Source organism: Pseudomonas moraviensis, from assembly GCF_900105805.1.
In the GTDB taxonomy this organism is placed as follows: Bacteria; Pseudomonadota; Gammaproteobacteria; order Pseudomonadales; family Pseudomonadaceae; genus Aquipseudomonas; species Aquipseudomonas moraviensis_A.
The window spans coordinates 2,009,490-2,023,540 of record NZ_LT629788.1; the positions used below are offsets into that span (position 1 = coordinate 2,009,490).

11 protein-coding genes are annotated in these 14,051 nt (G+C 62.8%); 7 read left to right on the forward strand and 4 right to left on the reverse strand.

The window, feature by feature from the left end; all coding sequences use genetic code 11:
- The first annotated feature begins 6 nt into the window (after window positions 1–6).
- The 7 genes from BLU71_RS09185 to BLU71_RS09215 are packed head-to-tail and all read left to right on the forward strand — an operon-like array spanning window position 7 to window position 8,454.
- Complete coding sequence (locus BLU71_RS09185; protein ID WP_083352876.1) at window positions 7–1,086, forward strand: glycosyltransferase; 1,080 nt, start codon at window positions 7–9, stop codon at window positions 1,084–1,086.
- A complete protein-coding gene (locus BLU71_RS09190; RefSeq protein WP_083352877.1) occupies window positions 1,083–2,189 on the forward strand; it encodes a glycosyltransferase in 1,107 nt (368 codons plus the stop codon). Before BLU71_RS09185 ends, BLU71_RS09190 begins: the two co-directional genes overlap by 4 nt.
- A 1-nt stretch (window position 2,190) precedes the next feature.
- Window positions 2,191–3,498 carry an O-antigen ligase family protein gene (locus BLU71_RS09195; RefSeq protein ID WP_083352878.1) on the forward strand — a complete coding sequence of 436 codons (1,308 nt, stop codon included), beginning with the start codon at window positions 2,191–2,193 and terminating at the stop codon, window positions 3,496–3,498.
- Window positions 3,492–4,421 carry a glycosyltransferase family 2 protein gene (locus tag BLU71_RS09200; protein ID WP_083352879.1) on the forward strand — a complete coding sequence of 310 codons (930 nt, stop codon included), beginning with the start codon at window positions 3,492–3,494 and terminating at the stop codon, window positions 4,419–4,421. The genes BLU71_RS09195 and BLU71_RS09200 overlap by 7 nt, the downstream gene beginning before the upstream one ends.
- A 17-nt stretch (window positions 4,422–4,438) precedes the next feature.
- Window positions 4,439–5,857 carry an oligosaccharide flippase family protein gene (locus BLU71_RS09205; RefSeq protein ID WP_065617235.1) on the forward strand — a complete coding sequence of 473 codons (1,419 nt, stop codon included), beginning with the start codon at window positions 4,439–4,441 and terminating at the stop codon, window positions 5,855–5,857.
- Window positions 5,858–5,888: 31 nt separating this feature from the next.
- Entirely contained in the window at window positions 5,889–6,944 is a 1,056-nt protein-coding gene (gene galE, locus BLU71_RS09210; RefSeq protein ID WP_083354319.1) for a UDP-glucose 4-epimerase GalE, read from the forward strand.
- A gap of 31 nt (window positions 6,945–6,975) precedes the next feature.
- Window positions 6,976–8,454 (forward strand): family 16 glycosylhydrolase, encoded by a 1,479-nt coding sequence (locus BLU71_RS09215; RefSeq protein ID WP_083352880.1) that lies wholly within the window; start codon window positions 6,976–6,978, stop codon window positions 8,452–8,454.
- A gap of 8 nt (window positions 8,455–8,462) precedes the next feature.
- Here BLU71_RS09215 and BLU71_RS09220 read toward each other — a convergent pair whose 3' ends face one another.
- Genes BLU71_RS09220 through BLU71_RS09235 form a run of 4 tightly spaced genes read right to left on the reverse strand, consistent with a single transcriptional unit; the run spans window position 8,463 to window position 13,745 of the window.
- Window positions 8,463–10,223: an ABC transporter ATP-binding protein gene (locus BLU71_RS09220; RefSeq protein ID WP_083352881.1), complete on the reverse strand. Its 1,761-nt coding sequence runs from the start codon at window positions 10,221–10,223 to the stop codon at window positions 8,463–8,465.
- Window positions 10,220–11,419, reverse strand: a complete 1,200-nt coding sequence (locus BLU71_RS09225) for a beta-glucosidase (RefSeq protein ID WP_083352882.1) — start codon at window positions 11,417–11,419, stop codon at window positions 10,220–10,222. The genes BLU71_RS09220 and BLU71_RS09225 overlap by 4 nt, the downstream gene beginning before the upstream one ends.
- The gene (glf, locus tag BLU71_RS09230) at window positions 11,416–12,588 is read right to left on the reverse strand and encodes a UDP-galactopyranose mutase (RefSeq protein ID WP_083352883.1); all 1,173 of its coding nucleotides are present in this window, start codon (window positions 12,586–12,588) and stop codon (window positions 11,416–11,418) included. The genes BLU71_RS09225 and glf overlap by 4 nt, the downstream gene beginning before the upstream one ends.
- Window positions 12,576–13,745 carry a glycosyltransferase family 1 protein gene (locus BLU71_RS09235; RefSeq protein ID WP_083352884.1) on the reverse strand — a complete coding sequence of 390 codons (1,170 nt, stop codon included), beginning with the start codon at window positions 13,743–13,745 and terminating at the stop codon, window positions 12,576–12,578. The genes glf and BLU71_RS09235 overlap by 13 nt, the downstream gene beginning before the upstream one ends.
- Window positions 13,746–14,051: the final 306 nt, after the last annotated feature.

The following is a 14,051-nucleotide window of genomic DNA, read 5'->3' on the forward strand; positions in this document are numbered from 1 at the left end:
GTGCCGATGCATATTCTGTTCACGCTCAAGGATTACCAGACTGGCGGCGGCGTCGAGTGCGTGCAGCAACGCCTCGCCGAGCAGTTCCTGGCGGACGGCCGGCGGGTGAGTTTTTTCGTCATGAACGGCGACTCGCCCAACGTCGACGGCGCGCCAAGCCTTGCCGGTGGTGGCGGCGGCCTCGTTGGCTGGCTGAAATCGATCGTGCTGCTGCGCCGCTTGATTCTTCGCGAAGGCGTGACGCATCTGATCGGCGCCAAGGAGCAGGCCAATCTCTGCACCTGGTTCGCCACCTTGGGCAGTCCGTGCCAAGTCATCTACACCCGCCACGCTGCACTGGATTGCGCCGAGCAGAACACCGGGCGCGCCAGCCTGCGCCTGTTGTACGCGCTGTATCTGTGCGGCAGCGGCAAGGTGGTCGCGGTGTCCCAAGGTTTGCGCCAGTCGCTTGCCGGGTTGATGCCCTGGGGCCAGCCGCGCATCCGTTATTGCCCGAACGCGGTGATCAGCGAGCAACTGTTGCATGCGGCACAAGCGCCGTTGCCCGGTGGTGTGCCCCATCATTACTGGCTGGGGATCGGCCGACTGGTGGAAACCAAGGGCTTCGATCTGTTGCTCGAAGCCTATGCGCTGGCAGCGCAACAGCGCACGCTGCCCTATCTGGTGATTGCCGGCGACGGCCCGTTGCGCGCGGAGCTCGAAGCGCAGGCGCAACGACTGGGCATCGAACGTCTGGTGCATTTCACCGGGCATCTGCGCAATCCCTATCCGCTGATTCGCCATGCGCAGGTGTTGGTGCTCAGCTCATTGCACGAAGGTTTGCCGACGGTGCTGGTCGAGGCGCTGGCGCTGGGCACGGCGGTGATTTCCAGCGATTGCGGCAGCGGGCCGCGGGAGTTGCTCGACGACGGACGCCTCGGGCGCTTGGTCAAGGTCAACGATGTGCCGGCCCTGGCCGAGGCGCTGCTCGACAGTCTGGCCAGCCGCGAACCCGCGACACCGGCCCGACGCTCGGTCAGCGAAGCGATCCAGCCCTATACCAGCCAGTACGCCGCTCAGGCTTATTACCAGGTGTGGAACCGATGAAAAAACTGCTGATCATCCTCCAGGACCTCGGCGCCGGCGGCGCTGAAAAAATGATGGTGCGCCTCGCCGGTGCCTTGGTTGAAGCCGGCAACGAAGTCACGTTGCTGATGCTCACCGGTGCCGGCATCAATCAACCGGCGCTCGACCCACGGGTCAGGCAAGTGCTGCTCGACAGTCCGCGCAGCGCAGCGGCGGTGCCGGCGCTGACGCGTTTTTTGCGCAGCAATCAATACGACGCGCAACTGGCCGCCCTCACCCACGTCAACGTCGTGGCGATTGCCGCGGCTGTGCTGTCCGGGACTTTGGCGCGGCTGCATGTCAGCGAGCGCAATGCATTCTCGCGGGACAAGCACGTCAACCCGGCCCTGTCGGTGAAGCTCGCCTACTGGCTGGCGCCGTGGCTATACCGGCTGATTCCCAACCCGGTGATCTGCGTGTCGCAAGGCGTTGCCGAAGATCTGGTCGACACCACCATCGCCCGTCCGCGCGATGTGACCACCGCCGACAACCCGGTGCTCGACAACGATTTTCGCGAAAAACCTGCCGCCGCGCCCAGCCATCCCTGGCTCAAGGACAAAACCACCCCGGTGATCGTCGCCGTGGGTCGGCTGGCGCAGCAAAAAGGGTTCGACTCCCTGATCGACGCCTTCGCCCGCCTGCCGCGAGGCGATGCGCGGCTGATCATCTTCGGCGAAGGCGCCCTGCGCGGCGAACTGCTGGCCCAAGCGACAGCGCTCGGCGTTGCACAGCGTTGCGATCTGCCGGGTTACGCCAGTGATCCAATCGCCGAGATCGCTCGGGCAGATTGCTTTGTCTTGTCGTCGCGTTTCGAGGGCAGCCCCAATGCCTTGGTCGAAGCCTTGTCGACCGGCACGCCGGTAGTGGCGACGCGCTGCCCGTATGGCCCGCAGGAAATTCTCGCCGACGGCGCCGTCGCGCCCTTGGTCGAGGTCGACGACCCGAACGCTCTCGCCGCCGCGATCAGCGCACAAATGTCCGCGCCGCGCGCCCTGCATCGCCAGCGTCGCATCGATGCTGCCTCGCGTTTTGTCAGCGCTCGCGCGGTGCAGACCTACCTCAAGGCGTTACTCGGGAGGCGCTGAGATGAACCGCCTGCAAGTGCGTTATTCGACGCTGGCCGACGCCTTCACCTTGTTTGGCGTGCTGTTCTATACGCAAGTGATCGGCTTCTTTCTGCGCCTGGGCAATGTCAGCACGCTGGACGATGCGCAGCAGGATCTGGAAGGCAATCTGGCCAATCAGGTCTGCGGCTTGCTGACCTTGCTGGTGCCGCTGTTCTTTTTCATCCGCCACAAGGTTTTTCTCAGCAAGAGCTTCTACCGGCAGAACCTGTTTTTGCTGGTGTTCCTCGGCTGCGTGGCGGCGTCGATCAGTTGGTCGAGCGAGCCGATGCTCAGCTTCAAGCGTTTCGTCGCGCTGCTCAGCGTAGTGTTCTTCGCCGGTTTCATCGCCTGGCGCTACAGCATCGAGCGGATCGCTTTTCTGTTCGGTTGCGTGATCGGTGCGGCGGCGCTGGTCGGGTTGATCTTCGCCGTGATTCGCCCGGACATCGCCTTCATTTCCGGTGGCATCCGTGACGGTGCCTTTCGCGGCGTGTTCGCGGAAAAGAACGCTGGCGCACGCCTGAACGCGATTGCGATCCTGTTGCTGCTGCCGATGATCCGCCAACGCAACCCGCTGGCAATCCTCTACGGGCTGTTCGCGCTCATCGCCATTGGCCTGGCGCAGTCGGCCACGGCGATTGCGCTGATCGTCGCCGGCACCGCCAGTTACGCCTACTTCATCACGCTGATCCGCTTGCGCATCAACCGCTCCCTGCTGGCCTTCACCGCCGCGACGCTGGTGTTCTTCCTCTTGTGTGGGGTGCTTTACGCCAACTACGCCATGCTGCTGGAACTGGTCGGCCGCGACCCGTCACTCACTGACCGCACGTTGATCTGGGAGCTGTTGCAGCCGCTGATCGATGCGCAATTTCTCAAGGGCTACGGCTTCGGCGCGTTCTGGGCCAGCGCAGATGCCGATGCGTTCATTACCCGCTGGGGCTACATCGGCAATGCCCACAGCGGCTACGTCGAAACCCTGCTCAACGGCGGCCTGATTCAGCTGATTGCTCTGCTGCTGATGTTTGCCCAGACGCTGAGCAAGCGTTATCGGGCGATCACGGCGGATCAGTCGGCGCGCTATCAGGCCTGTGCGCTGGTGATCATCGGCCTGTTTGTGGTCACCAATTACGTCGCCTATGTGATCCCCAACTATCGCTCGGGCGAGTTCCTGATTTTCTGCGTGCTCAGCCTGACCTTCCGCCACCACCTCGTCGCCCGTACGCAGCCGCTGCCAGTCGCCAGCGCTCGGCCGATACGCACCACTTTCAGGGAGCAACGCCCATGCTGAATGATCCCTCGGCCGTCACCGTGTGCGTGGTGATTCCGCTGTACAACGCCGCCGCCAGCATCCAACGCACGCTGGATTCGGTGAGTGCACAAACCCGCCTGCCGGACAAAGTCATCGTCGTCGATGACGGTTCCAGCGATGCCGGGCCAGAGATCGTCAAGCAGTACGCCGCGCCCTTTCCCATCGTGCTGTTGCAGCAGCCCAACCAAGGCCCGGCCAGTGCGCGCAATCGCGGCGTGTTCAGTGCCGAGGAAACCTTCATCGCCTTCCTCGATGCCGATGACCGCTGGCATCCCGAGAAACTGCAAAAACAACTGACCCTGCACGCCGAACTGCGCCAACAGGGGCGCAAGGTCGGTCTGATCGATTGTTTTCAGATGAGCGAATTCAGTGACGGCAAACGCCAGTTGGAGGACCGCTGCAAACACGGTGACCACTTTGCCGATTTCATGCGCGAAAACATCATCAACGGCACCTCCGGCGTACTCGCCCTGCGCGAAATCATCGTCGCCATTGGCGGCTTTGATCAGAGCCTGCGCTTCGCCGAGGATCGTCTGCTGTGGACGCGCATCGCGGAAATCAGCGAGATCCACAGCGTGCCGCAGATCCTGCACTGGCGCGCGGTCAACGCCGCCAACATCACCGCGCAACCGCACAAGTATTACCCGCACAAGCTGCGCTTCATTCAGCTGTACCTGGCACGCTACGGCACCCGGCTGAACAAGCAGCAGCGGATCTATTTCGTCCTCGCCAATCACGCGGAGTTTCTCAATGCGTTTTCCCGGCGCGGCGATCACCCACGGGTCATCGAGGTGTTCCGGCAGATGCTCGGGCATTCGTGGCAGACGCTGTTTTTCTCCCAGGGCAAACCGACCCTGCGCTACCTCTACGCCTGCTTGAAAAGCCTGGGCAACAGCCGCTGAGTGTCGGGGATCGCGCCATGGCCAACCGTCGCCTGATGACCCTCGTATGGATTTTCACCGAGAAGTTCGGCCTGATTTTCCTGTCGATGATTACCTTTGTCGTCTACGCGCATTTGCTGACGCCGACCGAGCTGGGCATCGGCACGCTGATCATCGCCGTGGTCGAAATGGTGGGCATTCTGTTCTCGTCGATGCTCGAAGACCCGCTGGTGCGCCTGCAGCGGATGGAAGACAAACACATCAGCAGCGTGTTCTGGTTTGCGGTGCTGGTCAGTCTGTTGTCGATTGCGTTGATCTCGTTGGCGGTGGTGCTGTATACGCCGTCCACCGCGTTGCGCTGGATGACCGCCGTGGCCTCGGTGAAAATCCTCTTCACCCTGATGGCCCGGGTGTATGTGGCACAGATGCGCCGTAGCGGCAATTTCAAGCTGCTGGCCTCGCGCACCTTGCTCGGCAAAGTCGCTGGCGGGGTTGGCGGCGTGGCTGTTGCGCTGCTGGGTTTCGGCCCGTGGGCGGTGGTCGCGCAGGCGCTGATCATGGACGGCATTTCCACGCTGGTGCTGATGCGCAGCGAGCGTCGGCGCATTCCCTTGCTGATCGACCGCCAGGTGCTGGGCGAACTGCTGCGCGCCGGACTTCCGGTCTGCGTCAATGTCATGAGTTCGCAAACCCTGCAACGCGGCGTCAACCTGATTCTCGGCCTGACTGCCGGGGCGCACGCGGTGGGCATGTTCAACCTGGCGATGCGCATCATCGACCTGCCGCGCTCGGCGATCTACAACGGCTTGATGAGCTACGCCCTGCCGGTGTTCGCCCGGCGCAGTGCCGAACCGGCGCGGCTGATCGGCGTCATCGGCGATTCCACGGCAATCAGCGGCTTCGTGCTGACCCCGCTGTTTTTCGGCATCGCCCTGACCGCCGAAGACATCATCCTGCTGATCTTCGGCGCGAAATGGGCCGACGCGATTCCCTTGTTGCAAGTGCTCGCCGGCACGGCGGCGCTGGGCAATCTGGCGCTGTATGCGACCACTGCGCTGGTGGCGGTCAATCGCACACATCTGACGCTCAAGGCCGAAGTCGCCACCACCCTGCTCGCGCTGGCGCTGGTGTATCTGCTCGGGGCAAGCTACGGCGGCATGGCGGCGGCGCTGGCATTGCTGCTGCGCATGCTGCTGATCACGCCATTGCAGGTGCGCGGCCTGCACGCCGCCATCGGTTACGACTGGCGCAGCTTCTTCCAGTCCAGTTACCGCAGCCTGCTTGCCTCTGTCGTGATGGTCGTGGTGGTGATGTGGCTGTCGCGGCAGACCGGCCTGTCCGGTTATGCGCACCTGGCGGGCGACATCGCCATCGGCACGCTGACCTACGCCTTGGCCTACAGCCTGCTGCACCCGCGCTGGCCGCAAGAATTCAAGTTGGTGTTCACCGCCCGCTGAGCCGGATTTCCTCGCAATGGAGCACGTCGTCATGCGCAAAACCACGTTGATCACGGGCGGTGCCGGCTACATCGGTTCGCACACGGCATTGCAGTTGATCGAGTCCGGACACTCGGTTCTGATCCTCGACAACCTGTGCAACAGCAGCCGCGAGGCCATCACACGGCTCGAGCTGTTGAGTCATTCGCACATCGATTTCATCGAAGGCGATATCCGCGACGCGGCGTTGCTGGAGGAGATTTTCAGCACCTACGCGATCGACGCGGTGCTGCATTTCGCCGGTCTCAAAGCGGTTGCGCAAAGCATGCGTCGGCCGATGGATTACTACGCCAACAACGTGGTCGGCACGCTGAACCTGTGTCAGGCGATGGCCCGCGCCCACGTGTTCAATCTGGTGTTCAGTTCATCGGCCACTGTCTACGGAGAGTCGACCGTGATGCCGATCGTGGAATCGCATGGCACCGGCAAACCGGCCAATCCTTACGGACGCTCGAAGCTGGTGATCGAAGAATTGCTCAGCGACCTCGCCGTCGCCGACGCGCGCTGGAACATTGCCGTGCTGCGCTACTTCAACCCGATAGGCGCGCACGAGAGCGGGCTGATCGGCGAGGCGCCCAACGGTCGGCCGAACAACCTGCTGCCGTGCCTGACCGAGGTTGCCAGCGGCCAGCGCGCGGCGTTGACCGTTTATGGCAACGACTATCCGACCGTCGACGGCACCTGTATTCGCGATTACATCCATGTGCTGGATCTGGCTGCTGGTCATCTCAAAGCGCTGGAGGTTTTGCAGGGCGACGAGCATGGCCTGCACGTTTGGAATCTCGGCAGCGGCACCGGCTACAGCGTGTTGCAGATCATCAGCGCCTTCGAAGACGTCACCGGTCTGCGCATCCCCTACCGCTTCGCCCCGCGCCGCGCCGGTGATGTCGCCGAATGCCGCGCCGATGCAAGCAAGGCCGGGCGCGAACTGGGCTGGCGCGCGCAACGCGAGCTGACACAAATGCTCATCGACAGCTGGCGCTGGCAGACCAGCAACCCATGGGGCTACCGCCCGCAACCGGCGCCGCTGCTGGCGGTGGGTACGTAACAACGCCGCCAACTCACGTTAGGGACGACTCATGAACAGATCACCATGCATGCTGTTTGTCTTGCTGCTGCTGAGCGCTGGCGCCAACGCCAATATTCCAGGACCGGTCACTGAAGGCCTGGTGTTGTGGCTGGACGGCAATGACCCGGCCGCGATGACACTGGAGGGGCAAAACCAGGTCGTGCGCTGGCTGGATAAATCCGGCAAGGGCAATGACGTCACCGTCGACAACCGCGCGGCGACGACCTTGCCGACGCGGGTCGACAACGCCCTCAACGGCCACGGTGTGGTGCGTTTCAGCGGCACCGCAGCGTTCATGGGCCAGGCGATTCGCACAAGCAAAGGCCCGGTGACGGTGTTCGTCGTCTCGCGACGTCTGCCCGAGCAGGCCGGCGGCAAGGCCTGGCAACGACTGTTCAGCTCCCGCCCGCAACTGGCGGACAACGACAACGTCGCGCCGAATTTCGGCATCAGCGTGCAGCAGACCAGCGCCTACGAGCCGGCGCTGGCGTTGCTGGAAACCAGTGACGTGCCGATCGGCCCGTTCGCGGTGGCGCGCAACGTGGTCGGCACCTCGGAAATCCTCCGTGGCGACATCGCCGAAGTGCTGGTGTATGACCGTCCATTCAGCAATCAGGACGAACGCCGCACCGTGTTCGAGTATCTGGCGCAAAAGTGGGCGGTCGTGGTTCCGCAGCAGGCCGATGCGTGGACCCGGGTTGGCCCGTTAGGCCCGACCCCGACGCACGTTACCCCCGATCTGCCGTTGTCGGATCAGGCCAATGCCGGCGGCTGGAAGCTCGATACGCGGCTGTCCGACGAATTCAACGGCAGCACGCTCGATGCCGAACGCTGGCACGTCAACAACGCCACCGGCACCGATTCCCTCGGGCGCAAACCGGCGCTGTTTTTACCGGAGAACGCCAAGGTCGGCAGCGGTAATCTGAACATCACTTTCCGCAAGCAGACCCTCCCGGAGAAATACGTCGCCTTGGGCTACAAGGACTACAGCTCGGCGATGGTCCGCACCCATGAACGGGGGATGTACGGCTATTACGAAGCCCGGGCGAAGCCGATGAACTCTGCCGGCTCCAGTGCGTTCTGGCTGGCGTGGACCGGGCTGCCGGACAACGCCACGGAAATCGACATCTTCGAAATCGGCGGCAAAACCCGCAACGAAGCGTTCGACCGCCGGTACAACATGAACGCCCATGTCTGGGCCAGACCGCAGAATGATCAACACCTGAGTTCCGGCAGCACCTGGAACGCCCCTTGGCGGCTGGCCAGTACCTTTCATGTGTACGGTTTCGACTGGCAACCCGAGACGTTGCGCTGGTACGTCGACGGCGTTCTGGTCCGGGAGGCGAAGAACACCTATTGGCACTTCCCCATGCAAATCGTTTTCGACAGCGAAGCGATGTGGGACTGGTTCGGGGTGGTCGACGATGCTGACCTGCCGTCGGTGTTTCGCATTGATTACGTCAGGGTCTGGACACGCTCAGCGCAATAGGCCCGCGTTCAACGGTTGTGCACCATCGCCTGCATCTGCCAGAGCGTGCGGAACCGTCCCTGACTTTCGCGCAACTCTTGCGGCGTGCCGTCCTGCACGATCTCGCCGTCCTCCAGCACCAGCACCCGGTCGAAATTGGCGATGGTCGAGAGGCGGTGCGCCACCGCGAGGACTGTCCTGCCGCGCATCAGGTTGCTCAGTGCACGCTGGATGATCGCTTCCGAATCGGAATCCAGTGCCGAGGTCGCCTCGTCGAGAATCAGGATCGGTGCGTCCTTCAGAAACGCTCGCGCCAACCCCAGACGCTGGCGCTGGCCACCGGACAAGGTCACTCCGCGCTCACCGACCGGGGTGTGATAACCCTGCGGTAGCGCCTGGACGAATTCGTCGCAAAACGCCTGATGCGCCGCTGCGATGATCTGCTGCTCGGTGGCATGGGGCTGGCCGTAGCCGATGTTTTCCAGAATGCTGCGATTGAACAGCGTGGGCTCTTGCGGCACCACGGCGATCTGCCGGCGCAAACTGTCCTGGCTGACCGAACGGATGTCGCGGTCGTCGATCAGGATGACCCCGCTGCGCACGTCATCCAGGCGTTGCAGCAAACCGAGCAACGTCGATTTTCCCGAGCCCGAAGTGCCGGCAATGCCGACGCTTTGTCCCGCCGGGATATCCAGGAAAAAATGCTCGAAGACTTTGCGCCCGTCCGGGTACGCATAGCCCACGTCGAGCATCTTGATATGGCCACGGGTCGGTGCCAGTTCTTCCGCGGTGTCGCTGAGTTCGTGGGGCTGGGCGACGATGCCCAGCGTCTCGCTGATGACACCCATCTGCTGGCTGGTTTCCACCAGGGCCAGCGCCAGTTCGCGCGAACCGTGCAGGATGCGAAAGGTCAACGCGCTGACCATCACCACATCGCCCGCCGTGACCTGCCCCGCTCGCCAGAGCAGGATTGCCCAGCCGAGCATGCCGCCCGCCATCACGGTCAGGCAGATGTCGTGCAGCACCCGCGCCTTCTCCATGTACATCCAGCTGCTGCGGTGCGAATCGGCCTCGATGCCGATCTCGCGCTCCAGGCGCAGACGCTCGCGTTGCCGCCCGGAGAACGCCTTGATCGTCCAGACATTGGACACCAGATCGACAATCTCGCCACCGACCCGCGCCGACTGCGACGCGAAAGCGATGTGTCGGCTGCGGCCGCGCACGCCGAACACGGTGATCAGCGCAGCGACCACGATCACGCAGCCGATCAGGGCCAGTGCCATGCCCCCGTGCACCGCCAACAGCAAAGCCACGGCACCGATGAAATCCACGCACGGCGGCACGATGCGCCAGGTCAACCCGCCATAGACCTTGTCGGCAGCAGCGCCGATCGCCGAGACGCGATTGGCCAGCGAGCCGGAGAAGTGCCGCTTGAAATAGCGCATCGGGTGGCCGGTCAGGTGATGAAACAGGTCCACCCGCAAATCGGCGCAACTGCCGACGATAGTGTGGCAGCCGACCCAGCCGCCGAGGCGCCACAGCAGGTTTTCCATCACGATCAACGCCATGAACAGGCCGAACGCGTGCCAGACCTGGTCCGCCGCCGACCCCGCGGCCATGGCGTCGACCAGCAGTTTCATGCCGTACTGCACCACTACCGCACAGCACGCCGCGCCCATCACCAGTGCGACCATGGCGATGAAGTGCGCCGGACGAATTCTGATGTAGCGCCATAAGAAGGCAGCGGCCGACGCCGGCAAGGGCTCATCGCGCATTTGCTGGAAGTTCATCTCCCGCGCCCCTCAATGTGCCCGCCATTGACCCTGCGCAAACAGGCGGCAACCCGCTCGGGCACCTGCGCCAGCTCGACGTGCAGCGGGTGAAATGCCGCGCGCTCGCCCTCGCCATCGGGGTAGCCGAACACTCCGGTCGGGCAATACCGGCCGTTATCCCAGCCTGGGTAATCGAGAAACGGGTACCAGCAGATCCCCTGCACCGGCACACCGCGTTCGAGGGCCAGCAGCGTCTGATCAAGGATGTAAGCCAGCCACGGCAGGCGTTCTTCATCTTCGGCCCCGGTTTCAGCGATCAGTATTGGCCGCTGATAACGCTGGTGCAGTTCCTTGAGCATGCCCGACAACGGTCGGAAGTCGCGCTCGCCGCGAAGGATGCGCCGGCCGTGGTAATACCACTGGTTATGCGCATAGAAATTGGCGCCGATGATATCCAGGTAATGCTCCTGCCCGCCCAGGCCGGGCCATTCACGGCCAGTGAGCAGATCCCACGCCTGAAATTGCGACAGCCGATAGGCTTCGGCCGCTTCGATATCGTCGCTGCGCCTGGAGCCGGCGATCACATGGATCAACGGATCGCACTGGACGAACCGAGCATGGGGCGCCCGTTCGCGAATCGCTTCGATCGCAGCGATGCTCGCCCGCACCAGTTGATGCTTGAGTTCCTGCGCGCGCCCGCGTGCGGTCGGGTTGAAGTACGCGACCTCGCCCCCCGCCCAACTCCAGAACGAAATCTCATTGATCGGCGAGTAGAACGGCACGCTGACGCCCTCGTCCAGCATCACCGTCGCTGCAGCAGCGGCGAAACGGGCAAAACGCTCGACGAATGCCGGGCGCCAGAAATCCAGGTCATCCGGATAACCGTAATGGCACAGATCCCAGACCACTTGCACCTGCTGCGCTTGCGCGGCTTTGAGCATCGGCACGAAGCTGCTCCAGTCATAGCGACCGGGGCTGCGTTCGATCAGGTGCCAGCGCAAGCCGTCGCGGGCACAACGAATGTTCAACCCGCTCAGTCGCTGGTAATCCTTGTCCACCCAGCGCGCGTGTCCGGTGTCGGCCAGCAGGTCCAGGCGCCGACCATCCTGGCGGCGCTGACTGGAACATTCGAAACCGGCCATGACGAAGCTGCTGAAGATCGAATGAGCGCCTGCGCCGGGCTCGGGTTCGTCGCCTTTCGGCTGCGCGGTCATGAAGCATCGGTCTCGGTTGCGGCAATGGCGGGTGCCTGCGCCGCTTGAATATCCCGATACAGGGCCAGCGCCTGCCCCACCACCTGATCCATGTTGTAGTACTTGTAGGTGCCCAGCCGCCCAAGGAACGTGACGTTCGGCGTCTGCTCGGCGAGTGCGCGGTAGCGTTTGTAAAGTTCGGTATTTTCCGCCCGGGGCACCGGGTAATACGGGTCGCCGTCGTCACACGGATATTCGTAAGTAATGCTGGTGCACGGGTGCGTTTGCCCGGTCAGGTGTTTGTATTCAGTGATGCGGGTGTACGGCACGTCCGGGTGCGGATAATTCACCACCGCTACCGGCTGATAGTGTTCCTGTTCGAGTGTCTGGTGCTCGAAACGCAGGGATCGATACGGCAAGTGGCCCAGCTGGAAATCGAAGTATTCGTCGATCGGGCCGCAGTAGATCAGATGCTCGTACTTCACCTCGTCGCGCACAGCCTTGAAATCCGTACTGAGCAACAGATCGATGTTTGGGTGATCGAGCATGCGTTCGAACATTTGCGTGTAGCCGGCCATGGGCATGATCTGGAAGGTATCGCCGAAATAGCGGTCGTCTTCGCTGGTTCGCGTCGGAATGCGCGAGGTCACCGATTTATCCAGCGCCGACGGATCCAGCCCCCACTGCTTGCGCGTGTAGCCACGAAAGAATTTCTCGTAGAGTTCACGGCCGATCTGATTGACCACCACATCTTCGGAAGTGCGAATGGTCGCCACCGGTTCGGCGCGCTCGGCGAGGAACACCTCGGCTTCCTCGGAGGACATCGACAAGCCGTAGAGCCTGTTCAGCGTGGTCAGATTGATCGGAATCGGCAGCAGTTGGCCGTCTACCTGGGCGAGGACGCGATGTTCGTAAGGTCGCCATTCAGTGAAGCGCGACAGGTAGTCGACAATGCGCTGGGCATTGGTGTGAAAGATATGCGGACCGTAACGATGCACCATCACGCCGGCGGCGTCGTAGTGGTCGTAGGCATTGCCGGCGATGTGCGGGCGCCGGTCGATCAGCAATACCCGACGGCCCAATCCTTCGGCCAGACGCTCGGCGATGACACTACCGGCGAACCCGGCACCGACGATCAGGTAGTCGTAGGATGGGCAGGACTTTGCGCGCTCCAGGCTTATCGTAGGCATTCGATCTGCTCCTGCATGAAGCGACTGGTGTTGTCCCACGACATGCCAGCGATGGCGGCATCGGCGCACTGCAGAAATTCCGGCGTGCCTTTGAGTGCCAAAGCTTTCTCGATCGCCTCGACAAAAGCCTCGGCAGTGGCGGCAATGAACACCGCGCCGCTCTCGCCGTAGCCGCTGACCACGTCGTGAATCGGCGTCGACACCACCGGGCAACCGCCCGCCAGATACTCCGGGGTCTTGGTCGGGCTGATGTAGCGCGTGGACGCATTGAGGGCGAACGGCATCAGCGCCACGTCCCAACCCGCCAGGTAATCCGGCAGTTCGGTGTATTGCTTCGAACCCAGATAATGAATGTTCGGACGTTGCGGCAGCGTCTGCGGATCAATCTTCACCACCGGCCCGATCAGCGCGATCTGCCAGTCAGGGCGCATCGTCGCCACGCGCTCGATCAACTCGATATCGAAGCGTTCGTCGATCACGCCGAAAAAGCCCAGGCGTGGCCGCGCAATCGCTGCCTGATCCGGCGGTTCCGGCAATGCCTGCCGCGCCGCGGCGAAATGCGCGATGTCGACGCTGCTCGGCACCGGATAGGCATTGCCGTGCTGGCGCTGCTTGACCTCCCACAGGCTGTAGCCACCGGTGAACACCACGTCGGCGCGGGCCAGCAGTTGCTGCTCCATATCGATCAATTGCGCGGGCGCGCCCATGAACGCCGACAGTTCATCCATGCAGTCATAGATGGTGACGCGAGCGTCGAGGTGCTCGGTAAACAGCAGGCTCATCGGCGTGAGGTACCACCGCAGCAGATCGCCCTGAACGCGGCCGGCGAGGTGTTCATCGAGCAATTGCCGCTGCGCCTGAGCAATCGCCTCGCCACTCATGCCGAGGGGCAACTGCGGCACCGCGACCTCTATCCCTGCTGCTGGATTCGAAAGTTCGAGTCTGGGCGTGGCGTCTGCGATAAATACCGGTTCCTCGAAAAACACCACGTCGTAGTGCTTGGCCAATCGCGACATGACGTGCTGCGGCCGCTGATAGACAAAGCCCCAGCGCAAATGCGACAGGCACACCAGCGTGGGCCGCACCTGAAGGGATGTTTCGAGAGCATTCTGCGCACTCGCCAGTGCGAGCGCCTCGGGTTGTTCTGCAAGGTTCATGGCGAAAATTCCTCATCGGGGAAAACAAGTCGACACAGTGCCGAGCCACCGGGCCGTCTCACTTGTCGGCACTGCAAGTGCAGGGCATTTCTCGATGAGGCCGTAAGGCTCTTGAAGGTTGGAATAGCGGCGTTCACACGTCGTTCAGCCCAACCTTGGGCGCAGCCGATGAACTGCACATACCGGCCGGCAAACGAAGTTGAACTCGCCGGACAATCCATCCCCTACCGTCCAGGACAACATGGTTTTTGCCGCCGCACAGGCGCCTCGAAACCATGCACAAAGCCATCGGCCGATGGCAGTACT